At 65.4% G+C, this 25,000-nt stretch carries 35 protein-coding genes; 29 read left to right on the top strand and 6 right to left on the bottom strand.

The genetic code is table 11. The annotated features are described in order from the left end of the window. The first annotated feature begins 2 nt into the window (after positions 1 to 2). The 25 genes from NO347_RS08690 to NO347_RS08570 all read left to right on the top strand — a co-directional run bounded on the left by NO347_RS08690 (position 3) and on the right by NO347_RS08570 (position 16,018). Positions 3 to 425, top strand: coding sequence for a 30S ribosomal protein S19 (locus NO347_RS08690; RefSeq protein ID WP_121569969.1), 423 nt, complete (start codon positions 3 to 5; stop codon positions 423 to 425). Positions 426 to 427: 2 nt separating this feature from the next. Then, positions 428 to 898 (top strand): 50S ribosomal protein L22, encoded by a 471-nt coding sequence (locus tag NO347_RS08685; RefSeq protein ID WP_256289225.1) that lies wholly within the window; start codon positions 428 to 430, stop codon positions 896 to 898. Beyond that, positions 898 to 1,833 carry a 30S ribosomal protein S3 gene (locus NO347_RS08680; protein WP_256289224.1) on the top strand — a complete coding sequence of 312 codons (936 nt, stop codon included), beginning with the start codon at positions 898 to 900 and terminating at the stop codon, positions 1,831 to 1,833. The genes NO347_RS08685 and NO347_RS08680 overlap by 1 nt, the downstream gene beginning before the upstream one ends. Before the next feature lie 3 nt (positions 1,834 to 1,836). After that, the gene (gene rpmC / locus NO347_RS08675) at positions 1,837 to 2,043 is read left to right on the top strand and encodes a 50S ribosomal protein L29 (protein ID WP_121569966.1); all 207 of its coding nucleotides are present in this window, start codon (positions 1,837 to 1,839) and stop codon (positions 2,041 to 2,043) included. A gap of 3 nt (positions 2,044 to 2,046) precedes the next feature. Continuing rightward, positions 2,047 to 2,550: a ribonuclease P protein component 1 gene (locus tag NO347_RS08670; RefSeq protein WP_256289223.1), complete on the top strand. Its 504-nt coding sequence runs from the start codon at positions 2,047 to 2,049 to the stop codon at positions 2,548 to 2,550. After that, positions 2,541 to 2,867, top strand: coding sequence for a 30S ribosomal protein S17 (locus NO347_RS08665; protein ID WP_121569964.1), 327 nt, complete (start codon positions 2,541 to 2,543; stop codon positions 2,865 to 2,867). The genes NO347_RS08670 and NO347_RS08665 overlap by 10 nt, the downstream gene beginning before the upstream one ends. Next, on the top strand, positions 2,867 to 3,265 hold the full coding sequence (locus NO347_RS08660) for a 50S ribosomal protein L14 (protein WP_121569963.1): 399 nt from the start codon (positions 2,867 to 2,869) through the stop codon (positions 3,263 to 3,265). Before NO347_RS08665 ends, NO347_RS08660 begins: the two co-directional genes overlap by 1 nt. A 12-nt stretch (positions 3,266 to 3,277) precedes the next feature. Beyond that, the gene (rplX, locus tag NO347_RS08655) at positions 3,278 to 3,643 is read left to right on the top strand and encodes a 50S ribosomal protein L24 (RefSeq protein ID WP_121569962.1); all 366 of its coding nucleotides are present in this window, start codon (positions 3,278 to 3,280) and stop codon (positions 3,641 to 3,643) included. Beyond that, entirely contained in the window at positions 3,640 to 4,365 is a 726-nt protein-coding gene (locus NO347_RS08650; RefSeq protein WP_256289222.1) for a 30S ribosomal protein S4e, read from the top strand. Before rplX ends, NO347_RS08650 begins: the two co-directional genes overlap by 4 nt. Next, on the top strand, positions 4,362 to 4,883 hold the full coding sequence (locus tag NO347_RS08645; protein WP_256289221.1) for a 50S ribosomal protein L5: 522 nt from the start codon (positions 4,362 to 4,364) through the stop codon (positions 4,881 to 4,883). Before NO347_RS08650 ends, NO347_RS08645 begins: the two co-directional genes overlap by 4 nt. After that, positions 4,880 to 5,056 carry a 30S ribosomal protein S14 gene (locus NO347_RS08640; RefSeq protein ID WP_049985035.1) on the top strand — a complete coding sequence of 59 codons (177 nt, stop codon included), beginning with the start codon at positions 4,880 to 4,882 and terminating at the stop codon, positions 5,054 to 5,056. Before NO347_RS08645 ends, NO347_RS08640 begins: the two co-directional genes overlap by 4 nt. Positions 5,057 to 5,058: 2 nt before the next feature. Next, the gene (locus tag NO347_RS08635; protein ID WP_121569959.1) at positions 5,059 to 5,451 is read left to right on the top strand and encodes a 30S ribosomal protein S8; all 393 of its coding nucleotides are present in this window, start codon (positions 5,059 to 5,061) and stop codon (positions 5,449 to 5,451) included. 4 nt (positions 5,452 to 5,455) lie between these two features. Then, positions 5,456 to 5,992 (top strand): 50S ribosomal protein L6, encoded by a 537-nt coding sequence (locus tag NO347_RS08630; protein WP_121569958.1) that lies wholly within the window; start codon positions 5,456 to 5,458, stop codon positions 5,990 to 5,992. 3 nt (positions 5,993 to 5,995) lie between these two features. Then, positions 5,996 to 6,700 carry a 50S ribosomal protein L32e gene (locus NO347_RS08625; protein WP_121569957.1) on the top strand — a complete coding sequence of 235 codons (705 nt, stop codon included), beginning with the start codon at positions 5,996 to 5,998 and terminating at the stop codon, positions 6,698 to 6,700. After that, on the top strand, positions 6,700 to 7,155 hold the full coding sequence (locus NO347_RS08620; RefSeq protein WP_121569956.1) for a 50S ribosomal protein L19e: 456 nt from the start codon (positions 6,700 to 6,702) through the stop codon (positions 7,153 to 7,155). Before NO347_RS08625 ends, NO347_RS08620 begins: the two co-directional genes overlap by 1 nt. Further along, a complete protein-coding gene (locus NO347_RS08615) occupies positions 7,155 to 7,709 on the top strand; it encodes a 50S ribosomal protein L18 (protein WP_121569955.1) in 555 nt (184 codons plus the stop codon). The genes NO347_RS08620 and NO347_RS08615 overlap by 1 nt, the downstream gene beginning before the upstream one ends. Then, a complete protein-coding gene (locus NO347_RS08610; protein WP_256289220.1) occupies positions 7,706 to 8,359 on the top strand; it encodes a 30S ribosomal protein S5 in 654 nt (217 codons plus the stop codon). Before NO347_RS08615 ends, NO347_RS08610 begins: the two co-directional genes overlap by 4 nt. Further along, positions 8,359 to 8,823: a 50S ribosomal protein L30 gene (locus NO347_RS08605; protein ID WP_256289219.1), complete on the top strand. Its 465-nt coding sequence runs from the start codon at positions 8,359 to 8,361 to the stop codon at positions 8,821 to 8,823. Before NO347_RS08610 ends, NO347_RS08605 begins: the two co-directional genes overlap by 1 nt. Beyond that, positions 8,820 to 9,320, top strand: a complete 501-nt coding sequence (locus tag NO347_RS08600) for an uL15m family ribosomal protein (RefSeq protein ID WP_256289218.1) — start codon at positions 8,820 to 8,822, stop codon at positions 9,318 to 9,320. The genes NO347_RS08605 and NO347_RS08600 overlap by 4 nt, the downstream gene beginning before the upstream one ends. 3 nt (positions 9,321 to 9,323) lie before the next feature. Further along, positions 9,324 to 10,793, top strand: a complete 1,470-nt coding sequence (secY, locus tag NO347_RS08595; protein WP_256289217.1) for a preprotein translocase subunit SecY — start codon at positions 9,324 to 9,326, stop codon at positions 10,791 to 10,793. Positions 10,794 to 10,958: 165 nt separating this feature from the next. Continuing rightward, entirely contained in the window at positions 10,959 to 12,140 is a 1,182-nt protein-coding gene (locus NO347_RS08590; protein WP_256289216.1) for a COG1361 family protein, read from the top strand. Next, positions 12,137 to 12,802: an ABC transporter ATP-binding protein gene (locus NO347_RS08585; protein WP_121569949.1), complete on the top strand. Its 666-nt coding sequence runs from the start codon at positions 12,137 to 12,139 to the stop codon at positions 12,800 to 12,802. Before NO347_RS08590 ends, NO347_RS08585 begins: the two co-directional genes overlap by 4 nt. Further along, positions 12,799 to 13,944, top strand: coding sequence for an ABC transporter permease (locus NO347_RS08580; RefSeq protein ID WP_256289215.1), 1,146 nt, complete (start codon positions 12,799 to 12,801; stop codon positions 13,942 to 13,944). The genes NO347_RS08585 and NO347_RS08580 overlap by 4 nt, the downstream gene beginning before the upstream one ends. A 69-nt stretch (positions 13,945 to 14,013) precedes the next feature. Further along, positions 14,014 to 15,267 carry a tRNA (N(6)-L-threonylcarbamoyladenosine(37)-C(2))-methylthiotransferase gene (locus NO347_RS08575; RefSeq protein ID WP_256289214.1) on the top strand — a complete coding sequence of 418 codons (1,254 nt, stop codon included), beginning with the start codon at positions 14,014 to 14,016 and terminating at the stop codon, positions 15,265 to 15,267. 163 nt (positions 15,268 to 15,430) lie between these two features. After that, positions 15,431 to 16,018, top strand: coding sequence for a S26 family signal peptidase (locus NO347_RS08570; RefSeq protein WP_425492364.1), 588 nt, complete (start codon positions 15,431 to 15,433; stop codon positions 16,016 to 16,018). Positions 16,019 to 16,117: 99 nt separating this feature from the next. On the opposite strand, the gene NO347_RS08565 is transcribed toward NO347_RS08570, so the two are convergent. Genes NO347_RS08565 through map form a run of 3 tightly spaced genes read right to left on the bottom strand, consistent with a single transcriptional unit; the run spans position 16,118 to position 18,621 of the window. Next, positions 16,118 to 17,089: a cation diffusion facilitator family transporter gene (locus tag NO347_RS08565; RefSeq protein WP_256289212.1), complete on the bottom strand. Its 972-nt coding sequence runs from the start codon at positions 17,087 to 17,089 to the stop codon at positions 16,118 to 16,120. A gap of 24 nt (positions 17,090 to 17,113) precedes the next feature. Next, positions 17,114 to 17,725 carry an HIT family protein gene (locus NO347_RS08560; protein ID WP_256289257.1) on the bottom strand — a complete coding sequence of 204 codons (612 nt, stop codon included), beginning with the start codon at positions 17,723 to 17,725 and terminating at the stop codon, positions 17,114 to 17,116. 5 nt (positions 17,726 to 17,730) lie between these two features. Next, on the bottom strand, positions 17,731 to 18,621 hold the full coding sequence (gene map, locus NO347_RS08555; protein ID WP_256289211.1) for a type II methionyl aminopeptidase: 891 nt from the start codon (positions 18,619 to 18,621) through the stop codon (positions 17,731 to 17,733). A 162-nt stretch (positions 18,622 to 18,783) separates the two neighbouring features. On the opposite strand from map, the gene NO347_RS08550 reads away from it, so the two are divergent. Continuing rightward, on the top strand, positions 18,784 to 19,479 hold the full coding sequence (locus tag NO347_RS08550; RefSeq protein ID WP_256289210.1) for a metallophosphoesterase family protein: 696 nt from the start codon (positions 18,784 to 18,786) through the stop codon (positions 19,477 to 19,479). A 42-nt stretch (positions 19,480 to 19,521) separates the two neighbouring features. Here the strand turns inward: NO347_RS08550 and NO347_RS08545 are convergent, their stop codons facing one another. Both NO347_RS08545 and NO347_RS08540 read right to left on the bottom strand, forming a co-directional pair. Continuing rightward, positions 19,522 to 20,178, bottom strand: coding sequence for an alpha/beta hydrolase (locus NO347_RS08545; RefSeq protein WP_256289209.1), 657 nt, complete (start codon positions 20,176 to 20,178; stop codon positions 19,522 to 19,524). Beyond that, positions 20,175 to 21,203 carry a ring-cleaving dioxygenase gene (locus NO347_RS08540; RefSeq protein ID WP_256289208.1) on the bottom strand — a complete coding sequence of 343 codons (1,029 nt, stop codon included), beginning with the start codon at positions 21,201 to 21,203 and terminating at the stop codon, positions 20,175 to 20,177. The genes NO347_RS08545 and NO347_RS08540 overlap by 4 nt, the downstream gene beginning before the upstream one ends. Before the next feature lie 120 nt (positions 21,204 to 21,323). On the opposite strand from NO347_RS08540, the gene NO347_RS08535 reads away from it, so the two are divergent. Next, positions 21,324 to 21,710 carry a winged helix-turn-helix transcriptional regulator gene (locus NO347_RS08535; protein ID WP_256289207.1) on the top strand — a complete coding sequence of 129 codons (387 nt, stop codon included), beginning with the start codon at positions 21,324 to 21,326 and terminating at the stop codon, positions 21,708 to 21,710. 61 nt (positions 21,711 to 21,771) lie between these two features. Here NO347_RS08535 and NO347_RS08530 read toward each other — a convergent pair whose 3' ends face one another. Continuing rightward, a complete protein-coding gene (locus NO347_RS08530; protein ID WP_256289206.1) occupies positions 21,772 to 22,452 on the bottom strand; it encodes a DsbA family oxidoreductase in 681 nt (226 codons plus the stop codon). A gap of 187 nt (positions 22,453 to 22,639) precedes the next feature. On the opposite strand from NO347_RS08530, the gene NO347_RS08525 reads away from it, so the two are divergent. After that, positions 22,640 to 23,503 (top strand): hypothetical protein, encoded by an 864-nt coding sequence (locus NO347_RS08525; RefSeq protein WP_256289205.1) that lies wholly within the window; start codon positions 22,640 to 22,642, stop codon positions 23,501 to 23,503. A gap of 168 nt (positions 23,504 to 23,671) precedes the next feature. Continuing rightward, positions 23,672 to 24,934: an isocitrate dehydrogenase (NADP(+)) gene (gene icd / locus NO347_RS08520; protein ID WP_256289204.1), complete on the top strand. Its 1,263-nt coding sequence runs from the start codon at positions 23,672 to 23,674 to the stop codon at positions 24,932 to 24,934. Positions 24,935 to 25,000: the final 66 nt, after the last annotated feature.

Here is a 25,000-nt window from a genome sequence, read left to right as displayed (position 1 = left end):
CAATGAGTTCGGAATACCGTACCGGCCGCGAGGGTGAGTTCACCTACCGCGGTCACACGCTCGACGAGCTGCAGGAGATGTCGCTCGACGAGGTCGCGGAACTGCTGCCCGCACGACAGCGGCGAACCATCAACCGAGGACTCACGGTCCAACAGGAGAAGCTGCTGGAGGCGGCCAGCGAGGCCGACCCCCAGGAGACCGCCAACGACCCGATCCGGACCCACCTCCGGGACATGCCCATTCTGCCTTCGTTCGTCGAGAAGACGTTCGAGGTCTACACCGGGCAGTCCTTCGAGCGCGTCCGCGTCGAGCCCGAGATGATCGGGCACTACCTGGGCGAGTTCCAGCTGACCCGGACGTCGGTCGAACACGGTCAGGCCGGAATCGGCGCGACCCGGTCCTCGAAGTTCGTGCCGCTCAAATAACTATGGGTATCAACTACAGCGTCGAGGCCGACCCGGAGACCACCGCCAAGGGGATGCTCCGCGATCGGCCCATCAGCCTGAAGCACAGCAAGGCCATCTCGCGTGAGATCAAGGGGATGCCCGTCGAGGACGCGGAGGAGTACCTCCAGGACGTCATCGACGAGAAGCGTTCCGTTCCGTTCAAACAGCACAACACCGGCGTCGGACACCGCTCCGACATCGACGGCTGGGACGCGGGTCGCTACCCCGAGAAGGCCTCGAAGGCGTTCCTCGAACTCCTGCAGAACGTGGCGTCGAACGCCGACGAGCAGGGATTCGACGGACGTTCGATGACGATCAAACACGTCGCCGCCCACAAGGTCGGCGAACGGCAGGGTCGCAAGCCCCGTGCGTTCGGGAGCGCCGACCCGTGGAACACGCCGATCTGTGACGTCGAACTCATCGTCGAAGAACCCGAGGAGGTCGAAGCCTAATGGCTGACGAACACCAGTTCATCGAAGACGGACTGCAGCGCTCGCAGATCGACGAGTTCTTCGCCGAAGAACTCGGCCGCGCCGGCTACGGCGGGATGGACGTCGCGAAGACCCCGATGGGGACTCAGATCGTCCTGAAGGCCGAAAAGCCCGGTATGGTCATCGGCAAGGGCGGGAAGAACATCCGCAAGGTCACCCGCGAACTCGAAGAGCGGTTCAACCTCGACGACCCCCAGATCGACGTCCAGGAGGTCGACGAGCCCGACCTGAACGCTCGCATCGTCGCGGACCGCCTCGCGAACGCGCTCGAACGCGGCTGGTACTTCCGGAAGGCGGGCCACACCACGATCGACCGCATTATGGAGTCCGGCGCACTGGGCGCCGAGATCGTCCTCAGCGGGAAGGTCACCGGTGCACGCTCGCGCGTCGAGAAGTTCAACCGCGGCTACATCAAGCACAACGGCGAACCGGCCCAGGAGATCGTCGACGAGGGCCAGGGCGTCGCTGTGATGAAGCTCGGTACCATCGGCGTGACCGTCAAGATCATTCCGCCGGGAGCAGAGCTCCCCGACGACTTCGAGATCCACGAGGACGTCGACGTCGAGCCCGTCGAGCAGGTCGCAGAGAGCGAGGGCGTCGAGGCCCTCCTCGAAGAGGAACCCGAAGAGATCCCCGACGTCGGCGAGACCGACGAGGAGGTCGAGGTTCCCGACGAGGCTCCCGAGGAAGTCATCGACGAGGAAGTCGTCGAAGAAGTCATCGAGGAAGAAGCCGAGTCCGAGTCTGAGGATGCCGACGAAGACGTCGAGGTCCCTGACGAGTCGGACGTCGAAGAGGAACTCGACGAACTCGACGAGGAGGTCGAAGCGGAAGCCGAAGAGCTCCTCGACGAGATGGAAGATGCCGACGAAGACGAAGACGAGGAGGAGGAATAACCGATGGCGATCCTCTACCCCGAAGAGATCCGCGATATGACGGCCGCAGAGCGCGACGCCGAGCTCGAAGAGCTCGAGACCGAACTGCTCAACACGCGCGCAGTCCAGGCTGCCGGTGGCGCACCGGAGAACCCGGGCCGCGTCAGCGAGCTGAAGCGGACGATCGCGCGGATCAAGACGATCCAGCAGGAAGAAGGCGACCTCGAATAACAGATGGCACTGACACCCGAGACGCTGACGCGACACGAGCTTAACGGCCTCCGCGTGGCCGTCGTCGACGCGCCCAACCCCGACCTCGTCGGGATCGAGGGCCGCATCGTCGTCGAGACGATGCAGACGCTGCACGTCGACGTCAGCGACAGCGATGCCGCGACCGACGACGCCGACGCGACTCGCGACGGTCGCACTCGGGTGAAACAGGTGCCGAAGCAGGGCTCCACGCTGGAGTTCGAGCTTCCCTCCCCGGAAGGGACATCCGGACGCACAGATGAAGCCGCCGACGCCGAGAAGGCGTCGGGGACCACGTCCGAACTTCGGTCGGATACTGCCGGCGCATTCGCCGGTCAGTCTGGTCGGCCGGCTGCGGAGCCCGCAGCGGCTTCTCGGCGCGACGCCGAGAATTGCGAGGGCGTGGCCTACGTTACGGTGGATGGCACACGTCTGCTCTCACGACCCGCCTTGCGGACCGAGAAGGCAGGTGACTCACTATGGCGATAGGACTGAACGTAGAAGAACCGGAGGAGCCGTGCTCCGACGAGAACTGTCCGTTCCACGGGACGCTTTCCGTGCGCGGTCAGACGCTCGAAGGCACGGTCGCCTCCACCGACATGGAGAAAACCGTCATTGTGGAGCGCGAATACGACGTTCGCGTTCCCAAGTACGACCGCTTTATGAAGCGGCGTAGTCGCATCCCCGCTCACGCACCCCCGTGCGTGGACATCGAGGAAGGCGACACGGTGCGTATCGCAGAGACCCGACCGCTGTCGAAGACCAAATCGCACGTCGTCGTCGACGTGCTCGGAGGTGAGGAGTGATGGAGGCGCTGAAAGCCGACGTCACGAAGGGCCTCGAACGAGGCTCCCTCATCACGTGCGCCGACAACACCGGCGCGCGCGAACTGAAGGTCATCAGCGTGAAGGGCTACTCAGGAACCAAGAACCGACACCCCAAGGCGGGCATCGGCGACCAGGTCACCGTCTCGGTGACGAAAGGGACGCCGGAGATGCGCCGCCAGGTGCTCGAAGCCGTGATCGTCCGCCAGCGGAAACCGATCCGCCGGCCGGACGGCACGCGCGTGAAGTTCGAGGACAACGCCGCCGTCATCATCGACGAGATGGAAGAGCCTCGCGGGACCGAGATCAAGGGTCCCATCGCGCGTGAAGTGGCCGAGCGCTTCGGGAGCATCGCTTCGACGGCGACGATGATCGTCTGAACACTGAACAGTATGACAAAACAACCACGCAAACAGCGAACTCGGAAGCAGAACGCGCCCCTGCACGAGCGGCAGAACCAGGTCCGCGCGACGCTGTCTGACGACCTCCGCGAGGAGTACGGACAGCGCAACGTTCGCGTCAACGCGGGCGACACCGTCGAGGTCCTCCGCGGCGACTACGCCGGCACGGAAGCCGAAGTCGTCGAGGTCGACCTCACGGACGCGGTCGTACACGTCGAAGACGTGACGGTCGAGAAGGCAGACGGCGAGGAAGTGCCTCGTCCCCTCGACGCCTCGAACCTCCGCGTTACGGAACTGGACCTCGAAGACGACCGCCGTGAGGCGCGGCTGCAGGCCGACACGGAGGACGAACAATGACTCGACATCAGAAGCGACTCTCGGCACCGAACGCCTGGCCCGTCGAACGGAAGACCCAGACGTTCACCGTCAAAGCCGGCGCGGGTCCGCACGGAGAGGCGGGGGTTCCCCTGCTCATCCTCCTGCGCGACGTGCTCGGTTACGTCGACTCGAAGAAAGAGGCGCGCTACGCGCTGAACGAGGGCGCGGTCCTCGTCAACGGCGACGCCGTCTCCGACGAACAGCGCCCGGTGGGGATGTTCGACATCCTCGCGTTCACCGAGCGCGAAGAGTACTACCGCGTCTTCCCCGAGGAGGGTGGACGCCTGGCGCTGACCCCGATCGACGCCGACGCCGCAGACAGCCGACTCGGCAAGATCGTCCGCAAGCAGGACGTCAGCGGCGGCGCGACGCAGCTCACGCTCCACGACGGCGCGAACGTCCGCCTCGACGAGGGCGGCGACGAGTACAGCACGAAAGACTCTCTCGTCGTCGACAACGAGACGAAGGAGATCGTCGCGCACTTCCCCTACGAGGAGGGCGCACTCGTCACCGCCATTGACGGCACCCACTCGGGTGAGATCGGCGAGATCGACGAGATCACCGTCACCGCCGGCAGCGGCGACAACACCGTCATCGTCGAGACCGACGACGGCGCCTTCGAGACGATCGAAGACTACGTCGTCGTCATCGACGAGAACTTCGTCGCCGACGAGGACGAAGACGGAGGTGACGACGAATGAGCGAGTCGTTCCACGAGATGCGCGAGCCACGGATCGAGAAGGTCGTCGTCCACATGGGCGTCGGCGAAGGTGGCCGCGAACTCGCGAACGCAGAGGAGATCCTCGAAGAGATCGCCGGACAGAAAGCCGTCCGCACGACGGCGACGCGTGCCGCGACGCAGTTCGGTGCGCGCACCGGCGACCCGGTCGGCGCGAAGGTCACCCTTCGCAACGAGCGGGCCAACGAGTTCCTGGAGACGGCGCTGCCGATCGCCGACCTGTCGGACAAGCAGTTCGACGACACGGGGAACTTCAGCTTCGGTGTCGAAGAGCACACCGAGTTCCCCTCCCAGGAGTACGACCCCCAGATCGGGATCTACGGGCTGGACGTGACGGTCAACCTCGTCCGTCCGGGCTACCGAGTCAAAAAGCGCGACAAGGTGTCGCGCTCGATCCCCAACGCGCACCGACTCACGCCTGAAGACGCGATCGCCTTCCTCGAAGACGCATTCGACGTCGACGTGGAGGTCACAGAATGAGCGAATCAGAGACAGAACAGACGGGCGAGCACGCGAGCCGTCGCACGGGTCAGAGCCACGAGTGCCGACGTTGCGGACGCAACCAGGGACTCGTCGGTAAGTACGAGATCTACCTGTGCCGTCAGTGCTTCCGCGAGGTCGCCCGCGAGATGGGATTCAAGAAGTACCGATAATTATGGCAGGAAACGATCCACTCGCCAACGCGCTCGCCGGCGTGAACAACGCCGAGAGCGTCGGGCACCTGTCGCACGAGATACAGCCCGCCTCGAACGTCATCGGCTCCGTCCTCGAGGTCTTCTACGACCGCGGGTACATCGACGGCTTCGAGTTCGTCGACGACGGCAAGGCTGGACAGTTCGAGGTCGAACTGAGCGGCGCGATCAACGAATGTGGTGCCGTCAAGCCCCGCTACTCCGCGGGTGCAGACGAGTTCGAGAAGTGGGAGAAGCGATACCTCCCCGCCCGAGACTACGGGACGCTCATCGTCACGACGAGCCACGGCGTCATGAGCCACTACGAGGCCCGCGACCAGGGCATCGGTGGTCAGGTAATCGCCTACGTGTACTGAGACAATGACCAGAGTAGAAATCGAAATTCCGGACGAGGTCTCCGCCGAGGTGTCGAACCTCGATCTGACAGTCGAGGGGCCGAACGGCAGCGTCACCCGGACGCTGTGGTTCCCCTCCGTCAGCGTCAGCGTCGAGGACGACCAGGTCGTCATCGAATCCGACGAGACCGACGCCAAGACGAACGCGACTGTCGGGACCTTCGAGAGCCACGTGTCGAATATGATCCACGGGGTCACCGAAGGCTGGGAGTACAAGATGGAAGTCTACTACGCCCACTTCCCGATGCAGGTCGACGTCGACGGCGACGAGGTCGTCATCGAGAACTTCCTCGGAGAGAAGTCCTCGCGACGGACACCGATCCGCGGAGACACGGACGTACAGGTCGACGGCGAAGAGGTCACCCTGATGGGACCCTCGAAAGAGGACGTCGGGCAGACCGCCGCCGACATCGAACAGCTCACTCGCGTGACGGACAAGGACACGCGCGTCTTCCAGGACGGCGTCTACATCACGCAGAAGCCGCAGACGGGAGGTGCCTAACATATGTCCGACGACGACATCGAGACACTCGAAGACATCAGCGGCGTCGGCCCCTCGAAGGCCGACGCGCTCCGTGAGGCAGGCTACGAGTCGGTCGACGACGTGAAGGCCGCAAGCCAATCGGAACTCGCAGAGGTCGACGGCATCGGGAACGCGCTCGCGGCCCGTATCAAGGCCGACGTGGGCGGACTCGAAGTCACCGAGGAGACCGAGGCAGAAGTCGAAGAGGAGACCGAAGAGGAAGCCGAGCCCGAGGAGGAGGTCGAGACCGAACTCCGTCCCCGTGGCCACGCCGACAAGACGCCGACCCTCGACGACGATACCGCGCGAGCGCTGGGCCAGAAGCACCGCGAGGGCAAGCCCGCGTTCCGTCGGCAGCAGTACCACAAGAAGAAGCGGACGCCCGAATCGTGGCGGAAGCCCCGCGGCAACCTCTCGAAACAGCGCCGCGGCATCAAGGGCAAGGGCGATATGGTCGAGGCGGGCTACCGCACGCCGAAGGCCGCCCGCGGTCTGCACCCCTCGGGATTCGAGGAAGTGCGCGTCCACAACGTCGACGACCTCGAAGGCGTCGACGGGGACACCCAGGCCGTCCGAATCGCCTCGAAAGTCGGCGCGCGCAAGCGCGAACGCATCGAGGAAGTGGCTGAGGACCGCGAGATCCGCGTCCTCAACCCGACCTACGTCGAAGTGGAGGTCGAAGAGTAATGACGGATCTGAAAGCACAGAAGCGTATGGCCGCCGACGTCCTCGACGTCGGAAAGGACCGCGTGTGGTTCGATCCAGACGAACAGTCCGAGATTGCGGAGGCCATCACTCGCGACGACATCCGTGACCTGGTCGATCAGGGGACCATTCGCGCCAAGGACGCGAAGGGCAACTCCAAGGGTCGCGCTCGCGAGCGCGCATCGAAGCGCGCCTACGGTCACCGCAAGGGCCCCGGCTCCCGCAAAGGGAAAGCCGGCGGTCGGAAGAACTCGAAAGACGAATGGGTCAGCCGCATCCGCGCACAGCGTCGTCGCCTGAAGGAACTGCGCGACGACGGCCCGCTCAATCCGACGCAGTACCGCGAAGTGTACAACAAGGCGTCGGGTGGCGAGTTCGAAGACGTGGCGCGGCTCGAAGCACACATCCGGAATAACTACGACGTGGAGATAGAATAATGGCAACAGGACCACGCTACAAGGTGCCGATGCGGCGTCGCCGCGAGGTCCGGACGGACTACCACCAGAGGTTGCGCCTGCTGAAATCGGGCAAGCCCCGCCTCGTTGCTCGCGTGAGCAACAAGCACGTCAGGGCGCAGCTGATCACCCCCGGTCCGGACGGAGACGAAACGCACGCGGCCGCGTCCTCGGAGGACCTCGGCGAGTACGGCTGGGAGGCTCCCACTGGGAACCTGCCGAGCGCGTACCTCACCGGGTTCCTCGCTGGGACGCGAGCCATCGAAGCCGGCCTCGAAGAGGCCGTACTCGACATCGGACTGAACACCGCGACGCCCGGTAACAAGGTGTTCGCGGTGCAGGAAGGAGCAATAGACGCTGGCCTCGAGATCCCGCACAACGACGCGGTTCTCGCAGACTGGTCGCGTAACCGCGGCGAGCACATCGCCGAGTACGCCGAGCAGCTCGACGAGGACCTCTACTCCGGGGACTTCGACGCCACGAAACTCCCTGAGCACTTCGACGAAGTGCTCGAGCGACTACAGGAGGACGCATGAGCCAACGCAACGACAACGGCTGGACGCCGCGCACGCGGCTCGGCCGAATGGTACAGGAAGGCGACGTCACCTCGATGGAGCAGGCCCTCAACACGGGCCTGCCCCTGAAAGAGCCGGAACTCGTCGATCAGCTCCTGCCGGGGCTCGACGACGAGGTTCTCGACATCAATATGGTCCAGCGGATGACCGACTCCGGGCGCCGGGTCAAGTTCCGCTGCGTCGTCGCGATCGGTAACCGCGACGGCTACCTCGGCTACGCCGAGGCGCGAGACGACCAGGTCGGATCGGCTATCCAGAAGGCGATCGACGTCGCGAAGCTCAACATCATCTCGGTGGACCGCGGTTCGGGGTCCTGGGAGGACTCCGCCGGTGGCCTCAACTCCCTGACGCGGAAGGCAGAAGGGAAAGCAGGCTCGGTGACCGTCGAAGTGATGCCCGCGCCGCAGGGCCTCGGCCTCGCGGCTGCACCGACCGTCCGCAACATCCTCGAACTGGCGGGCGTCCAGGACGCCTGGACCCGCTCGAACGGGAACACGCGGACCACGGTCAACCTCGCGAAAGCGACGTACAACGCGCTGAAGAACGCCTCGCAGTCGCGGACGCCCCGACGCGCCGCGGCCAAGCAGCGTGAACAAGAGGTGAACGAGTGATGCAGGCAGTCGTTCAGATCCGCGGCGATGTTAATATGAGCACGGGCGTTCACGACACGCTCAAGATGCTCAACATCCATCACGTGAACCATTGCGCGCTCGTCCCGGAGACGGAGACGTACCGCGGAATGATCACGAAGGTCAACGACTACGTCGCACACGGCGAGCCGAGCGCAGACGCCGTCGAGACGGTGCTCCGCACCCGAGCCGAGCCCGAGGAGGGCGAGGCTGACGTCGACGACGAGTGGCTCGCGGAGAACACCGACTACGACGACTTCGGTGCGCTCGCAGAGGCGCTGGTCGACGAGGAGACGACGCTGCGTGAGCAGGGTCTCTCGCCGGTCCTTCGACTGCACCCGCCGCGCGGCGGACACCGCGGTCAGAAGCACCCGACCATCGAAGGCGGTCAGCTCGGAAAGCACCAGACCGAAGAGATCGACGAACTCCTGGAGGCAATGCGATGACGTCGAAGAAACGACGCCAGCGCGGGTCGCGCACGCACGGCGGCGGCACCCACAAGAACCGGCGCGGTGCCGGCCACCGTGGCGGCCGCGGTCGCGCCGGTCGCGACAAGCACGAGTTCCACAACTACGAGCCGATCGGCAAACACGGGTTCAAGCGACCCGAGGACTCCCAGCGAACGATCGCTGAGGTCAACGTCCAAGAGATCGACGAGGACGCGGCCCTGCTGGCCGCCGACGGTCTCGCAGAGAAGGACGGCGACGCGTACCACGTCGACGCTCGCGACGTCGCAGACGATGCCGAAGACGCCGACATCGTGAAGGTGCTCGGTGGCGGGCAGGTCCGACAGGAACTGCACCTCGTCGCCGACGCGTTCTCTGACGGCGCGGCCGAACTCGTCGAGGACGCCGGCGGCAGCGTCGAACTCACCGAACGCGGCGAGGAACTCGCCGCCGAGGACGAAGCAGAAGAATCTAACACAGACGACGCCGAGGAGTAATCCATGGGTTGGAAGGAGGCCGCCGAACCGGTGCTGACGCGGATGCCGTCAGTCGCGCGTCCGGAGGGACACGTCCCGTTCCGCCGGAAGCTTGGCTGGACTGCCGGGATCCTCGTGCTGTATTTCTTCCTGACGAACGTGACGCTGTTCGGACTGCAGACCAGTGGCGCGGGCGGGGACTTCTACGGACAGTTCCGTAGTATCCTCGCCGGCTCGCAGGGGTCGATCCTGCAGCTGGGTATCGGTCCGATCGTCACGGCGAGCATCGTTCTCCAGTTGCTCGGCGGAGCCGATCTGCTGGGGCTGGACACCGACGACCCCCGAGATCAGATCCTCTATCAGGGTCTCCAGAAGCTGCTGGTGGTCGTGATGATCTGTCTGACCGGGCTCCCGATGGTGTTCGCCGGCAACTTCCTGCCGGCGAGCGAACCGCTCGCGCAGTCGCTCGGTATCGGCACCGTCGGCGTGAAGGGTATCATCTTCGCGCAGATGTTCGTCGGCGGCGTCCTCATCCTATTCATGGACGAGATCGTGAGCAAGTGGGGCGTCGGCTCCGGTGTCGGCCTGTTCATTATCGCTGGCGTCAGCCAGCAACTCGTCGCGGGTCTGTTCAGTTGGCAGAGCCTCGGCGGGCAAAGCGGGTTCTTCCCGACGTGGATCGGGATCCTCACCGGTGCAGCCGAGATCGGCTCGCCGCTGACGCCGGGTGGTCTCTCCGACATCTTCCTCGGACAGGGGCAGATCCTCGCACTCATCACGACGCTGCTCATCTTCGGCATCGTCGTCTACGCGGAGAGCGTCCGGGTCGAGATCCCGCTCTCGCACGCTAACGTCAAGGGCGCGCGCGGTCGCTTCCCGGTGAAGCTCATCTACGCGAGCGTCCTGCCGATGATCCTCGTTCGCGCGCTGCAGGCGAACCTCCAGTTCCTCGGGCAGATCCTGAACAACTGGTGGGCGGGGATGCCCGCGTGGCTCGGTCAGTACACGCAGGGACAGGTCACCGGTGGCCTGTTCTGGTATCTCGCGCCGATCCAGTCCCGTCAGGACTGGATGTGGTTCCTCGGATTCACCTCCCAGGAGCCCGCAGCGATCGTCGCTCGCGTGCTCATCGACCTGATCTTTATGATCGTCGGTGGCGCGATCTTCGCCATCTTCTGGGTCGAGACGACGGGGATGGGTCCCGAAGCGACCGCCCGTCAGATCCAGAACTCCGGGATGCAGATCCCCGGCTTCCGGCGGAACCCACAGGTCATCGAGAAGGTCATGGAGCGCTACATCCCGCAGGTGACCGTCATCGGCGGTGCGCTCGTCGGCCTGCTGGCCGTGCTCGCGAATATGCTGGGCACGATCGGCGGCGTCTCCGGAACGGGGCTGCTGCTTACGGTCTCCATCACGTACAAGCTGTACGAGGAGATCGCCGAGGAGCAGCTGATGGAGATGCACCCGATGATGCGCGAGATGTTCAACAACTAGCCACGATACGCTTTCTTCCCTTCTTTCTCTACCGCCGAGTGGCGTCGCTTTCGGTGCCTTGTTCGTCGAACGAATAGGGAAAGACTTGCAAGCACCGCGCTCCCAGAGCGACGTGTTCGTGTCGATCGACCTACAGCCACGGGTCGCGACGCCACAATACGCACTATGAATTGGTCCACATCTCTCCGCGTGCTCGTCGTACTGTCCCTCCTGCTCGGTAGCTCGAGCGCTGTCGTAACGACCGCCTCGGCCGCCGGTCCGGCCGTCCAGATGTCTGCTGTCACTATCAGTCCCGAGGACCCGAACACGGGCGAAACAGTAACTATCGAGACGACGATCTCGAACCTCGAAAACAGTCCGTCGACGGTCAACGTGCGGGACGTCTTCGTTCGCGTGCCCGGAACCACCAGAGAGTACGCGCGAGTCGAAGAACTCGGATCGATCGCCCCCGGCGGCTCGGTCACGGTACCCGTGCGGACGAGCTTTGAGAGCCCCGGCCAAAAGCGGCTGACGCTCAAGGTAGTCGTTCAAGACGACGCGGGCGAGTACTACTCCTACTCGTACCCGGTGTACGTCGAAGTGTCCGACCCGACGGTTAGAGCGAGCCTGTCGGCCGGCACGCCCGAAAGCGGGTCTGGAACTGAGCTCACGCTCACGAACTTCGGAAACACGAACCTCACCGACGTCGAGATCACGGCCACCGCCGATGGGGAGCCGATCGAACGCAACTTCCTGTTCGACGTCGACCCCGGATCGAGCCAATCGACCGCCTTCGACACCGACGACCTCGAAACAGACACGGTTACGTTCACCGCAACCTACTCCGCCGGCGGAGGTTCCCACACGACGTCGCTCGACGTCGACCTCGACGACCAAACCCCAGTGACGGGCGAAATCCGCCTCACCGGCGTGGAAGTCACCCGGTCCGGCACGGGGATTACTATTCAGGGCGACGCCGCGAACCTCGGGACCACCGACACGCAGTCGGTCCTCGTGCGCGTCCCCGACGCTGACGGTGTGAGCCCTGCGCCTCCGTCGGGTGAGTACTTCATCGGCGCGATCGAGGGCAGCGAGTTCGCGCGGTTCGAGCTGACGGCGCACGCTGAGTCGGACGTGACGTCGGTCCCCGTCGAAATCTCGTACATCGTCGACAACGAGCGCGTGACGACGACACAGCAGGTGAGTCTCGACGCGGCGGTCGTGTCTGCGACCGGCGGCGAAGCCGACAGCGGCGGACAGCAGTCGCCGGGTGGCTCTGGTGCTGGTGGCCTCCCGCTGATCGCGATCGGAAGCGGCATCGTCGTGCTCGTACTCGTCGCGTTCGGCGTCTACCGCTGGCGACAATGAGCGTCATCGAACTCGAAGGCGTCGTCAAGCGCTATCAGAGCGGCGAGGAGGTGATCGAGGCGCTGAAAGGCGTCGACTTCCACGCCGACCGCGGCGAGATGGTGACGGTGATCGGTCCCTCGGGGTCGGGTAAGAGCACGATGCTGAATATGATCGGCCTGCTCGATACGCCGACAGAGGGAACGGTTCGGCTCGACGGCCGTGACGTCACCAACTTCACGGAAGACGAACTCACCGAGGAGCGACGCTCGACGATCGGGTTCGTGTTTCAGGCGTTCCACCTGCTGCCGATGCTGACCGCGACGGAGAACGTCGAACTGCCGTCGATGTGGGACACGAAACGCGACCGGCACGACCGGGCGGTGGATCTCCTGCAGCGCGTCGGGTTGGGTGACCGGCTTAGCCACACGCCGAGCCAACTCTCGGGTGGCCAGCAACAACGCGTCGCGATCGCTCGCGCCCTGATCAACGAACCCGAGATTCTGCTGGCCGACGAGCCGACCGGGAATCTGGATCAGGACACCGGGCGCACGATCCTCGAGGAACTGACGCGGCTCAAAGAGGAGGAGAACATCGCTATCGTCGCTGTGACGCACGACGAGCAGTTCGTCGAGTACACAGACCGCGTCGTTCGCCTCGTCGACGGGGAGGTGCAGTCGTGAGCATCACCAGCGCGCTGTGGCGGTTCCCGAGCGTCCAGATGGCGTGGCGGAATCTCGGCCGGAACCGAATCCGGACGGCGCTGGCGACGCTCGGAATCGTCATCGGCGTCGTCGCCATCGCGTCGCTCGGCATCGCCGGCGTCGCCCTCCAACAGCAGGCGACCGCGAATCTCGGCACGCTCGCTGACGAAGTGACCGTCACCGCCGGCGAGGACAGCACCACCGAGGGTGTGACCGAAGAGCAAGTCGAGGAGATCCGAGGCCTCGCCGGCGACGCTGCGGTCGTCCCGAAGAAGTCCAACCGGACGACGCTCACCTCGCGTGACGGTCAGGAAGCCCGCGTCAGCGTGACTGCCCTGACGGAGGCGAGCGCGCTCTATGACGTCTCGGCGGGCGATAACCCCGACCGGCTACAGTCGGGGGCGTTACTCACCAATAGCACCGCGACCCAACTCGGCTTCGAGCTCGGGGACCCGGTAGAGTACGACGGACGGCTCTACCGGATTCGGGGGCTGATCGAATCGCAGAGCGGCTTCGGTGGCGGCGGCAACGAACTCGTGTTGCCCCTGTCGGCGCTCGCCGAGCAGCAGTACTACGACTCGGTAACGATCGTGGCCGCGGACGGCCAGGAGGCCCAGCGGATCGCCGACGCCATCGAAGCGCGGGTCAACGAGGACGACGAGGAGGTGCTGAGCGTCACCAGTTTCGCGAGCGTGCAAGAGAACATCGATTCGTTTCTGAACACGCTCAACCTCGCGCTGCTCGGGATCGGCTCGATCTCGCTGGTCGTCGCGAGCGTCGCCATCCTCAACGTGATGCTGATGAGCACGATCGAGCGCCGCGGTGAGATTGGCGTGCTCAGGGCCGTCGGAATCCGCAGAGGCGAAGTGCTCCGGATGATCCTCGCCGAAGCCGCGTTCCTGGGAGTGATCGGGGGCGTCGTCGGCGCCGCCGTCTCGTTCGCGGTTGGGCTCGTGGTGTTTCAGGTCCTGGCCGGTGATCCGACGCTCGTCTTCGGCTGGGAGAGCATCCGCTATCTGTTGATCGGGTTCGGCTTCGCCGTCTTCGCGAGCGTGCTGAGCGGGCTGTACCCCGCGTGGAAGGCCGCGAACGATCCGCCAGTCGAGGCGCTTCGCGGCTGATCTCGGCCAGCGGACTGTCCCCGAACCGTCGCGCTTTTGGCCGCTCGTCGGGTATCTCGCACCGATCGGATGGCCCGATACCACATCGAGACGTACGGCTGTACCTCCAACCGCGGCGAGAGCCGGCAGATCGAGAGCGCGCTCCGCGACGCCGGCCACTACCCCGTCGACGGTCCGGAGGCGGCCGACGTCGCCATTATGAACACCTGCACGGTGGTCGAGAAGACGGAACGCAATATGCTCCGTCGGGCCAAAGAACTGGAGTCTGAGACGGCGGATCTCATCATCACCGGCTGTATGGCCCTCGCACAGGGCGAGGAGTTCCGCGAAGAGGACGTCGACGCCCAGATCCTCCACTGGGACGACGTCCCCGCCGCGGTCACGAACGGCGAGTGCCCGACGCCCGGCCCGGGGACCGAACCCGTGCTGGACGGCGTCGTCGGCATCCTCCCGATCGCTCGTGGCTGCCTCTCGAACTGCTCGTACTGCATCACGAAGTTCGCGACCGGCCGCGTCGATTCGCCGCCGGTCGAAGAGAACGTCGAGAAGGCCCGCGCACTCGTCCACGCCGGTGCGAAGGAGTTGCGGATAACCGGCCAAGACACCGGCGTCTACGGCTGGGATACGGGCGACCGCAAGCTTCCGGAACTGCTCGACCGGATCTGCACCGAGATCGACGGTGACTTCCGGGTTCGACTGGGGATGGCCAACCCCGGTGGCGTCCACGGCATCCGCGAGGAACTGGCGGAGGTCTTCGCGCGCCACGACGAACTGTACAACTTCATTCACCTCCCCGTTCAGTCCGGCTCCGACACCGTTCTCGAAGCGATGCGGCGACAACACCGCGTCGAGAAGTTCACCGAAATCGTCGAGACGTTCGACGAGACGCTGGACTACTGGACGCTCTCGACGGACTTCATCGTCGGGTTCCCGACCGAGACCGACGAGGACCACGCCCAGAGTATGGCGCTGTTCCGCGAGGTTCGGCCCGAGAAGGTGAACATCACGCGCTTCTCGAAACGCCCCGGCACCGACGCCGCCGAGATGAAGGGCCTCGGCGGGACGGTGAAAAAGGAGCGTTCGAAGGAGATGTCCGAACTGAAGATGGACGTCGTCGCCGAAGCCTACGAGTCGATGGTCGGCGAGACGCATCGGGTGATGGCCGTCCGCGAGGGGACGGGCGACTCGCTGAAGTGCCGCGACGAGGCCTACCGGCAGATCATCGTGCAGAACGCCGCCGAACACGGGATTGAACCCGGCGACTTCCTCGACGTCGAGGTGACGAGCCACCAGACGGTGTACGCGTTCGGCGATCCGGTGTGATAATGATTACTCTCGTCTCTTACCGCCGACCATCGCCACCGGGAGTGGCGCTCGGCGGTACACAGTGAGAGTAATCACTATGAGTCGTCGCGTTCGACAAGCGCCTCCGACGCTGCCGCGTCGGCGCTGACCGCGGTCTTTTTTCGGCCTCGTCACGCACGGACTGTCGATGGATCGGTCCGCCGCCTTCCTCCACCTCCGCGACGCCGCCACGACGGTCGCGGTGGTCCTCGCCCTCGGCGTCGTGCTCTTCGGCGTCGCGGGCGTGTGGCCGCCGATGGTGGCCATCGAGAGCCCGAGTATGGTGCCGCACGTCGAAACCGGCGATCTCGTCGTCGTCTCCGATCCCGGCCGGTTCGCCGGGGAATCGGCGGACGCGCGTGGCGTCGTTACTGCTGCGACCGCCGGGAACTACTCGCGCCTGGGGGCCTCTGGCGACGTCATCGTCTTCGCTCCGCCCTCCCGGGCGGGATCGCCGATCATCCACCGCGCACATTTCAGGGTCGACGCTGATGAGAACTGGTACGACGAGGCCGACCCGGCGTATCTTCGCGGCGCGGACGACTGCGCGGAACTGGCCGCCTGTCCCGCACCGCACGCGGGCTACATCACGAAGGGCGACAACAACCGCGCGTACGACCAGGCCGCGGGCATCGCGCCGGTAGTCAAGCCCTCCTGGGTCAGAGCGAAAGCGCAGTTCCACATCCCCGAACTCGGGTGGGTCCGGCTCACGATCGCTGGAAAGGCGTGAGCACTGCGGGACGAGTCGAGAGTCGGTGGATGCGAGTACTCGCGTCTGCTACGTCCGCGTGTCTCGTCGCTCTATGCGTCGTGTCGCGTCTATTCGCTATCAGCGCGCTTGCTCTCTCCGTTCGGCGCGGTCGCCGTCGTCGCCGTCCTCTGCCACGGTTTCGAGGAGCTGATCGGCCTCTGCGTCTTCTTTCCACTCGCCGAGTTCTTTCGGATCGACGTGGACGAATACGTCGTCGACCTCGGGCATCGCGCGGATCGAGTCGACGACGGCCGACTCGATGTCGTGGGCCTCGAACAGCGTCATATCCCCCTCTACTTCGATGTGGATGCTCACGTCGACTTCGGGGCCGACGTAGTGGGCGACGACGTCGTGGGCGCCGCGGACCTCTGGGTGTTCGAGCGCGCGTTCGATGATTTCCCAGCGGAGTTCTTCGGGGGGTGCCGCGCCGACGAGGTAGTTCACGTTGTCGCGGACGATCTCATAGCCCGTGTAGAAGATGCCGAGCGAGACGACGCCCGCGGCGATCGGATCGAGGATCGGCGCGCCGAAGGACGCCCCGAGCACGCCGACGAGCGCCGCGCCCGCGGTCAGAATGTCGTTTCGATTGTCGAGCGCGGCCGCGACGATCGCGGGCGAGTGCCGGCGCTCACCGATCCGGAGACAGTACCGGTAGAGTCCGTATTTCGTGACGGCAGTCCCGACGAGAACCGCGACCGCCGTCGTTCCGGCCTCGACGCCGTACGTCCCGTTCAGCACCGCCGTCGTGGCGTTCCAGAGCACGGCCGCGCCCGCCGCGAACACGCCCAGCGCGACGAACAGCGAGACGAACGGCTCGATTCGCTCGTGGCCGTGCGGGTGCTCGAAGTCGGGCGGCTGCGTCGTCAGGTACAGGCCGGCGAGGATGACGAGACTGTAGACGCTGTCGGCGACGCTGTTGACCGCTTCGGAGCCGACCGCGAGGCTCCCGGTGAGCCACCAGACGCCCCCTTTCGCCAGCGCGAGGCCGAGATTGACCGCGAGTATGATCGCCCCGACGCGGCGGACGACCCGTTTCCGGTCGTCGCTCATCGTTTTTGCCTACCGCTCGGAGGGCTAAGTCGCTTCGGTCGCCAGATCGAAGTCGAGCCTGACGGCCCGCGTCGGATCGTCGCTGTCGCCTGACTCGCCTGCGGCCGTTCCGTCCGCCGCGTCAGCGTCGGCTGTCGCTGCCGGCAGCGACGCGAACGCCTCGTGCAGGCGGTCGTAGGTGTCTTCGAGCGCCTCGACGATCACCTTCGTGTCGCCGATGACGGGCATAAAGTTCGTGTCACCGCTCCACCGGGGAACGAGGTGCGTGTGGACGTGATCGCCGATCGACCCGCCGGCGGCCTTTCCGCCGAGGTTCTCGCCGGCGTTCACGCCGTCGGGGTCGAACGCGGCGTCGAGGGCGTCGATCGCCGCCACTTTCAGCCGTGCGTGATCGAGCAGTTCCGCGTCGCGCAGGTCGCTCCACTCGCCCGTGTGGCGGTACGGGATGATCATCAGGTGCCCCGGGTTGTACGGGTAGTTGTTCAGGATCACGAAGGCGTGTTCGCTGCGGGCGACGATCCGGCTCTCCCGGTCGTCGTGACGCTCGGGCAGAACGCAGAACGGGCAGCCGTCGATGTCCTCGTTGCCGTTGCGTTCGACCCACTCGATCCGCCACGGTGCGAACACCTGGTCCATCTCGCTCACGCCGTCAGGTTCTCGTACCCGTCCTCGGTGACGACGACGGTGTGTTCGGCCTGGCTGACGAGTTCGCCGTCGTCCTCTTTCAGCACGGGATAGCCGTGGAGGACGCCCTGCTGTTCGAGCCGTGTGATGGCCATCTCAGCGCGCGGCTCGTCCAGCCAGCGCGCGGCGAACGGAAGGGTTCGGTACTCCTCTTTCACCTGTTCGAGGACCTTCCGCGCCGAGCGGTTCCGCACCGAGCGGTCGCGTTCGAGGCTGTAGATCTCCTCTTTCGAGCCCTCGGTGACCTTGCCGCGCCCGGTCGTCGCGAACGGTTCGATGGCGACGACGTCGCCGACTTCGAGTTCCACACCGCGGTCGGTGCCCCGGTTCGGGATCGTCGGGCCCGTGTGAGCGTCCCACTGCGCGACGCCGTGACCCGAGAGGTTCAGGACGGGCGTGTAGCCGTAGCCGCGGATCACGTCCTCGATCTCGCCGCCGACCACGCCAGTTTCGACGCCGGGTGCGACGGCGTCGAGTGCGGCGTCGAGCGCCTCCTCGGCGGCCTCGACGAGTTCCGGGTTCCCGGAGAGGTCGACGGTCACCGCCGCGTCGGCGATGTAGCCGTCGACGTGGACGCCGCAGTCCAGACAGACCATCCCGTCGTCGAATTCGGTCTCGTCGTCGCGGCCGGGCGTAGCGTGTGAGGCCTCCTCGTCGATGCTGATATTCACCGGGAAGGCGCACCCGTCTGCGAGTTCCTCGATGCGCGCCTCGGCGAACTCGGCGACTTCGAGGTGGGTGACGCCCGGTTCGACCTTTTCTACGGCCTCGTCGAGGACCTGCCGGAGGACCGATCCGGCCTCCCTGTACTTCGCTAGCGTCTCCTCGTCGAGAGGTCCGTCGCTCATACCCGAACAGTTGGTCGAACGTCTCAAAGAGGTTCCGGACCCGCCGATCCGACCGGCGAAAGGCGTCCCACAGTAGCGCCAAGACCCACGCGTGACTATATAGCTCACACCGAGAATACTAGCAACCGTTTACAGGCCTCCCGACAGTTCACGGCACGAACGATGACCGAGCCCCAGTTCGCCGCGGCTGTCGACCACGAACGCCTGGACGTCAGCGAGTGGGACGACGTCTACGTCGTCGGCGACGTCCACGGCTGCCGAGCGGACCTGGAACGACTGCTCAGAAAACTCGAAGTGACCGACGACGACCTCGTCGCGTTCGTCGGCGACCTCGTCCGGAAAGGCCCCGACAGCAAGGGCGTACTCGACCTCGTCCGCGAGTCGGCGAATATGGTGACCGTCCGCGGCAACAACGAGGAGAAACTCCTCCGCGGCTCGAAGTCGATCGCGGCGCTCACCGACGAGGACCTCGACTGGATCGCCGACCGGCCGGTCGCCCTCTCGTGGGAGGACACGCTCGTCGTCCACGGCGGCGTCGACCCCCGGAAGTCGCTCGCCGACCACGACGTCGACGACCTCCAGAACTTCCGCTCGCTGTCGTCGGGCTACGAGCGGCCGTTCTGGTGGGAGGTCTACGAGGGCCCCGATCGCGTCTTCTTCGGGCACACGCCGCTGGCCGCGCCCGTCGTCCGCGAGCACGCCGTCGGCCTCGACACCGGCTGTGTCTACGGCAACGAACTCACCGCCTACGACTGGCGGAACGACGAGTTCGTCACGGTCTGCCCCGAGGAGACGGTCCAGTCCCGAAAGGAGTCGAAGTGGGTCCGCCCGCGGCAGACCACGATCGCTGCCGACTGATCGACGGTCGATCGACGAGAGATTGCCGTTCGCGCCTGTCTCTCACTCGACGATGCCCGCGACGAGTTCGTCGAGGTACTCGATCTCCTCCTCGAAGATTCCGTGGCCACGACCCTCGTAGCGGTCGAACCGGACGTCGGCGCCGAGACGCTCGAACACCTCGACGGTCTCCTCCGCGCGCGACATCGGAATGTGGGGGTCGTCGTCGCTGACGCCGAGGAAGAACGGCATTCCGTCGACGTCGCCCTCGTAGTCGAAGTCGGTCCCCTCCTGACCGATCAGTCCGCCGGAGAGCAGCACGAGTCCGCCGTACCGCCGCGGCGTGCGCGCCACGAACTCCGAGACGAGACACGCGCCCTGCGAGAATCCGACCAGAATCACCTTTTCAGCCGGGAGCCCGCCCGACCGGGCTTTCGCGACGGCGCGTTCGAGGTGCGACAGCGCCGAGTCGAGGTGGGGCTGATTCCGCTCGACCGGCGCGACGAACCGGTTCGGATACCAGGTGCCGCGCTGGGCCTGCGGCGCGACGTAGTGAACGCCGTCGTGGTGGAACTCCTGGGCGAACTGGAGCATCCCGTCGGCTCGCGCGCCCCGTCCGTGGACGAGGACGACGGCGGCGTCGGCCTCCGCAGGCGATGCGCCGGCGGTCTGAATCGGCTGCCCCGCGTGCGGGTCCTCGGAATCGGCGGGTCGGCTCATCGGCGCTCACCACCGTCGGTCACTGTGGCTTCACCATCCTCGTCAGTCGTCGGTGCCCCGCTCCCCTCGTCGTTCGTCGCCGTTTCATCGGTGCCGCCGAGCGACGGCAGCGCCGCTTCGATCCGCTCGCGCTCGTCTTCCAGCCACGACGGGAGTTTGAGTTCCGAGCCGAGTTCCGGGACCGACTCGTCGGCCGTGAACCCCGGCCCGTCGGTCGCGATCTCGAAGAGGACGCCACCGGGTTCGCGGAAGTAGATCGATCGAAAGTACTGCCGGTCCTTCTGCGGCGTCACGAACTGTCCAGCATCGGAGAGGCGCTCGCGCCAGGCCATCTGTTCGTCCTCGTCGACCGCGCGGAACGCGACGTGGTGGACGGTGCCGACGCCGGGGCGACCCCGTGGCGGCCCGCGGTGAAGCACGTCGACGACGGCCGCGCGATCCCCACAAGCGGCGTAGCGGACCCGCTCTGCACCGTCGTCGGGGTCGGGCTCCGAGTCGACGCGGTCGAAGCCGAGCACGTCGAGGACGTTCGCCGTCGCGTCCGGTTCCTCGGAGTGTAGCGTCACGCCGAAGAAGCCGCGAATCGCGCGGTCGGCTGGAACGGGGCCGTCCGCCCACGGTTCGATCGGCGACTCGGACTCGACGAGTTCGAGGGGTTGCCCGTGAGGGTCCTCGAAGGGGAGCACGCCCACGCCGAAGCGCGTCTGCCGGTCGTGGACAGTCGCGTCGCTGGCGTCGAGCCGATCGGCCCAGTAGTCGAGGCTCCCCTCGGGCACGGCGAACGCCGTTGCGACTGCCTGCCCGCGGCCGGGACGGCCCTGCCGCGCGCCCTCGAAGGGGAAGAACGTCAGCGCCGTACCCGGGCTGCCCGTCTCGTCGCCGTAGTAGAGGTGATACGTCGTGGTGTCGTCGAAGTTGACCGTTCGCTTGACGAGGCGAAGTCCGAGAACCTCGGTGTAGAAGTCGAGGTTCTGCTGCGGATCGCCGGCGACGGCCGTGACGTGGTGAATGCCTGTGGTTTTCATAGTGAATGTTGCAGCGTACTGCCGAACGGATGTCGCTCTCGGCAGGTATCGCTCTGTTACCTACTATAGAGGCGAAACCATTTGTACCTTCGCGGACGAAAATGTCACCAGGTGACGCCTGTGTCCCCAGAACCCGACGAGAAATACGACGAGGAGGCCTGCTCGGTGATCGATTCGCTGGAACAGATCGGTTCGCAGTGGCGACTCATCGTCCTGCACGACCTTCAGGACGGCGAGAAGCGTTTCAACGAGCTCAAGCGCTCGACGGACGCCAGTTCGCGGACGCTCTCTCGCGTCCTCGACGACCTCCAGGAACTGGGATTCGTGAACCGGCGGCTCGAAGAGGACGCGCCGGTCGCGACCTACTACTCGCTGACGCCGAAGGGGCGCTCTCTGTGTCCGGTCTTCGACGAGATCGAGTCGTGGGCCAACGAGTGGCTGCACACGACGCCGACCGGCGAGGACCCCGCTGCCGTCGCCCTTGACGGTGGCTCTGCGGACGAGTAGGGGACCGAGACCGCGGCGGCAACGCTTCTGTTCTCGCTTCTCTCAATTCTTCACTACCCGCTCACGCGCCCTCGACGAGCCGTCGGAGTTGCTCGGGCGGGACGGCACCGCGGGCGGCGTAATCGTCGTACACGAACGCCGGAACGCCCGTAATCCCGGCTTGTTGCGCGTCGCGGAAGCGTTCGCGAAGCCGGCCCCGCCGCTCCTCGTCGGCAAGCGCGTCGCGGACGAATTGGGCTTCGACACCGACCTCGTCTGCGAGGTCGAGCAGCACGTCCTCCCCGCCGATGTCGCGCCCCTCGTGCCAGAGTGCGGCGAAGACCGCCTCGTCGAACGCGAGCCACGTCTCGTAGTCGTACGTCTCGCGGACGGCGACCGAGACCAACTGCGCCGGCAACGAGTCCACGTCGGTCGCGATGTCGAGTTCCATCTCCTCGGCCCCGTACTGGTCGCGGAGCCTCCGCACGTTCTCTTTCGCCTGTTCGTAGTACTCGTCGTCTTTGCCGTCGTCGGCCTCGTAGTCGATCGTGCCGTCCGGGCGCCGTTTGCTCGATCGAAGGTCGAACGGCCGCCAGTCGATCCGGAGCGGCTCGTCGCGCTCGGCCTGATACTGTGAGAGGGACTGCCGGCCGAGATAACAGAACGGGCAGACGTAATCGGAGTAGATTGTGATCTCTGCGGGCGCGTCCGTCTCGGTATCGATGTCGCTGCTGGCACTGTCGTCGGTGTCGGACTCGGTCATCGCGTTCGCATCGTGGAGGCGCGCGCACAAGAAGCGTCTGATGGCGAGACAGGTGACGCGACACGGCTCCGCGCGTTCGTGGCGAATGTACGTGCTCGTGAGGGGTGTACTGCACGTTCGCACGCGGTGAGAAAGGTGTCGTGAAACAGTACAAATACGGTGCCCGAGATGAAATCCCCGGTCGGTGATGAGAGACCAGGACTTTCTGGCATCCGACTGGGATTACTGTCTGGTGTTGGATGCGTGCCGCTACGACGTCTTCTCTGAGGTCTACGAGGAGTATCTCGACGGGACGGTGGAAAAGCGCTGGAGCGTGGGCTCGTCGACGCCCGAGTGGGCCTACCGGACGTTCACCGACCACCACGACATCGCGTACTTCTCCGGGAATCCGTTCATCAACGATCTCGGCATCCCACTGAACGAACTCAAGTGGGGGGCCAGTTGCGACTACGAGTGGACCGCCAACGAACACATCAGCGACATCGTCGACGTCTGGAAGCACGGGTGGGACGAGAGCCTCGGGACGGTCCCGCCAGAGAGTCTCGAAGCGTCGCTCGAAGAACGACGCGACCTCGTCGCCCGCAACGAGCGCACCGTCCTCCACTATATGCAGCCGCACGCGCCGTATCTCTCCCGTGGCGCGGGGCAGAAGCTCAAGCAGATCCAGAAGGGGATCCGTCGACAGGAAGAGGCGGTCGAAAACGGCGACGGCGCCGAGAGCGGACCTATCGAGTCGCTCGGCCAGACGATCCGCCCGCGGATCGAGAGCGTTCTCGAAGGCAGCGAACTCGCACAGAAAGCCGGTCTCTGGCTCGAACTCGACCCCACCGAACTCGTCCAGAACGGGACGCGGGAGGCCGCCCTCGAACTCTACGAGGAGAACCTCCGCATCGCGCTCGAAGTCATCGCAGACCTAGTTCCGAAACTCGACGGGACCGTCGTCGTCACCGCCGACCACGGCGAGGCATTCGGCGAGGAAGGCGTCTGGGAGCACCACATCGAGACGCACATCCCGCCGCTGATGGAAGTCCCCTGGCTCGTCGTCGAGTAACGAAAACAGACGCGGAAGTGCGCACGGAAACTGGAGCGGAACCGGCGAACTGACGCTGACGATGGGGAATATCCCGTTTTTCCGTGTATGATTGCTGCTGGCAAGTTCTGCTTCTGGAAAGCGATAACGGCAGTAATTTACGACAGGTGCGGAAAGTAGCTGATGTTTATGAGCTACGACCAGATCGAAGCCCCCGAGACGGGCGAGAAGATCACGCTTGCCGACGAGGAGACCGGCGAGCTGAACGTCCCCGACACCCCGATCATTCCGATCATCCACGGCGACGGGATCGGAACCGACGTTGGTCCCGCCGCCCAGAAGGTACTCGACGCCGCCGCAGAGGCGACCGGTCGCTCTGTAGAGTGGATGCGCGTCTACGCCGGCGAGTCCGCCCGCGAGAAGTACGGTGAGAACCTCCCCGACGACACCGTGAACGCGATTCGCGAGCACCGCGTCGCGATCAAAGGCCCGCTCACGACGCCCGTCGGCGCCGGCTTCCGCTCGCTGAACGTCGCGCTCCGCAAAAAGCTCGACCTCTACGCGAACGTCCGCCCGACCTACCACATCGACGGCGTCCCCTCGCCCGTCAAAGACCCCGCGGCGATGGATATGGTCACGTTCCGTGAGAACACAGAAGACGTCTACGCCGGCATCGAGTGGGAAGCCGGAACCGACGAGGTAGAGCAGGTAAAGGAATTCGTCGAAGACGAGATGGGCGAAGACGACGTGATCCACGACGGCCCCGTCGGGATCGGCATCAAACCCATCACGGAGTTCGGGACGAAGCGACTCGTCCGCGAGGCCATCGACTACGCACTCGAGAACGACCGCGACACCGTCACGCTCGTCCACAAGGGGAACATTATGAAGTTCACCGAGGGCGCGTTCCGTGACTGGGGCTACGAGGTCGCCGAAGAGGAGTACGACGACGGCGTCATCACCGAGGACGAACTCTGGGAGGAGTACGACGGCGAGGCTCCCGCGGACACGCTGGTCGTCAACGACCGCATCGCGGACAATATGCTCCAGCAGCTTCTGACCCGGACCAGCGAGTACGACGTCATCGCGACGATGAACCTCAACGGCGACTATATGTCCGACGCGGCCGGCGCACAGATCGGCGGCCTGGGCATCGCGCCGGGCGCGAACTTCGGTGAGGGCCTCTGTCTGGCAGAGCCGGTCCACGGCTCCGCACCCAAGTACGCCGGCGAGGACAAGGTGAACCCGACGGCGATGATCCTCTCGGGCCGCCTGATGTTCGAGTACATCGGCTGGAAGGACGCCGGCGAACTCATCCGCGACGCCGTCGAGAAGACGATCTCCGAGGGCGACGTCACCTACGACCTCCACCGGCAGATCGAGGGCGGCACGAAGCTCGCGACCTCCGAGTTCGCCGAAAAGGTCGTCGAGAACATCGAAGAGCTGGCGTAAGCGCCGCTCGACGCACGGTTTCGGATCTCTTCTGTATTTTTCCTCGACGCCGCCGAGCCGAAGGTT

This window comes from Halobellus inordinatus, from assembly GCF_024464655.1.
GTDB classification, from domain to species: Archaea; Halobacteriota; Halobacteria; order Halobacteriales; family Haloferacaceae; genus Haloquadratum; species Haloquadratum inordinatus.
The sequence above is the reverse complement of the archived record's forward strand: the minus strand, read 5'-3'. Positions and strand labels throughout refer to the sequence as shown.

Bases quoted from the DNA above. Each gene is read 5' to 3' on its own strand.
- NO347_RS08690 (WP_121569969.1), top strand. From the start codon at position 3: ATGAGTTCGGAATACCGTACCGGCCGCGAGGGTGAGTTCACCTACCGC.
- NO347_RS08685 (WP_256289225.1), top strand. From the start codon at position 428: ATGGGTATCAACTACAGCGTCGAGGCCGACCCGGAGACCACCGCCAAG.
- NO347_RS08680 (WP_256289224.1), top strand. From the start codon at position 898: ATGGCTGACGAACACCAGTTCATCGAAGACGGACTGCAGCGCTCGCAG.
- rpmC (WP_121569966.1), top strand. From the start codon at position 1,837: ATGGCGATCCTCTACCCCGAAGAGATCCGCGATATGACGGCCGCAGAG.
- NO347_RS08670 (WP_256289223.1), top strand. From the start codon at position 2,047: ATGGCACTGACACCCGAGACGCTGACGCGACACGAGCTTAACGGCCTC.
- NO347_RS08665 (WP_121569964.1), top strand. From the start codon at position 2,541: ATGGCGATAGGACTGAACGTAGAAGAACCGGAGGAGCCGTGCTCCGAC.
- NO347_RS08660 (WP_121569963.1), top strand. From the start codon at position 2,867: ATGGAGGCGCTGAAAGCCGACGTCACGAAGGGCCTCGAACGAGGCTCC.
- rplX (WP_121569962.1), top strand. From the start codon at position 3,278: ATGACAAAACAACCACGCAAACAGCGAACTCGGAAGCAGAACGCGCCC.
- NO347_RS08650 (WP_256289222.1), top strand. From the start codon at position 3,640: ATGACTCGACATCAGAAGCGACTCTCGGCACCGAACGCCTGGCCCGTC.
- NO347_RS08645 (WP_256289221.1), top strand. From the start codon at position 4,362: ATGAGCGAGTCGTTCCACGAGATGCGCGAGCCACGGATCGAGAAGGTC.
- NO347_RS08640 (WP_049985035.1), top strand. From the start codon at position 4,880: ATGAGCGAATCAGAGACAGAACAGACGGGCGAGCACGCGAGCCGTCGC.
- NO347_RS08635 (WP_121569959.1), top strand. From the start codon at position 5,059: ATGGCAGGAAACGATCCACTCGCCAACGCGCTCGCCGGCGTGAACAAC.
- NO347_RS08630 (WP_121569958.1), top strand. From the start codon at position 5,456: ATGACCAGAGTAGAAATCGAAATTCCGGACGAGGTCTCCGCCGAGGTG.
- NO347_RS08625 (WP_121569957.1), top strand. From the start codon at position 5,996: ATGTCCGACGACGACATCGAGACACTCGAAGACATCAGCGGCGTCGGC.
- NO347_RS08620 (WP_121569956.1), top strand. From the start codon at position 6,700: ATGACGGATCTGAAAGCACAGAAGCGTATGGCCGCCGACGTCCTCGAC.
- NO347_RS08615 (WP_121569955.1), top strand. From the start codon at position 7,155: ATGGCAACAGGACCACGCTACAAGGTGCCGATGCGGCGTCGCCGCGAG.
- NO347_RS08610 (WP_256289220.1), top strand. From the start codon at position 7,706: ATGAGCCAACGCAACGACAACGGCTGGACGCCGCGCACGCGGCTCGGC.
- NO347_RS08605 (WP_256289219.1), top strand. From the start codon at position 8,359: ATGCAGGCAGTCGTTCAGATCCGCGGCGATGTTAATATGAGCACGGGC.
- NO347_RS08600 (WP_256289218.1), top strand. From the start codon at position 8,820: ATGACGTCGAAGAAACGACGCCAGCGCGGGTCGCGCACGCACGGCGGC.
- secY (WP_256289217.1), top strand. From the start codon at position 9,324: ATGGGTTGGAAGGAGGCCGCCGAACCGGTGCTGACGCGGATGCCGTCA.
- NO347_RS08590 (WP_256289216.1), top strand. From the start codon at position 10,959: ATGAATTGGTCCACATCTCTCCGCGTGCTCGTCGTACTGTCCCTCCTG.
- NO347_RS08585 (WP_121569949.1), top strand. From the start codon at position 12,137: ATGAGCGTCATCGAACTCGAAGGCGTCGTCAAGCGCTATCAGAGCGGC.
- NO347_RS08575 (WP_256289214.1), top strand. From the start codon at position 14,014: ATGGCCCGATACCACATCGAGACGTACGGCTGTACCTCCAACCGCGGC.
- NO347_RS08565 (WP_256289212.1), bottom strand. From the start codon at position 17,089: ATGAGCGACGACCGGAAACGGGTCGTCCGCCGCGTCGGGGCGATCATA.
- NO347_RS08560 (WP_256289257.1), bottom strand. From the start codon at position 17,725: ATGGACCAGGTGTTCGCACCGTGGCGGATCGAGTGGGTCGAACGCAAC.
- map (WP_256289211.1), bottom strand. From the start codon at position 18,621: ATGAGCGACGGACCTCTCGACGAGGAGACGCTAGCGAAGTACAGGGAG.
- NO347_RS08550 (WP_256289210.1), top strand. From the start codon at position 18,784: ATGACCGAGCCCCAGTTCGCCGCGGCTGTCGACCACGAACGCCTGGAC.
- NO347_RS08545 (WP_256289209.1), bottom strand. From the start codon at position 20,178: ATGAGCCGACCCGCCGATTCCGAGGACCCGCACGCGGGGCAGCCGATT.
- NO347_RS08540 (WP_256289208.1), bottom strand. From the start codon at position 21,203: ATGAAAACCACAGGCATTCACCACGTCACGGCCGTCGCCGGCGATCCG.
- NO347_RS08530 (WP_256289206.1), bottom strand. From the start codon at position 22,452: ATGACCGAGTCCGACACCGACGACAGTGCCAGCAGCGACATCGATACC.
- NO347_RS08525 (WP_256289205.1), top strand. From the start codon at position 22,640: ATGAGAGACCAGGACTTTCTGGCATCCGACTGGGATTACTGTCTGGTG.
- icd (WP_256289204.1), top strand. From the start codon at position 23,672: ATGAGCTACGACCAGATCGAAGCCCCCGAGACGGGCGAGAAGATCACG.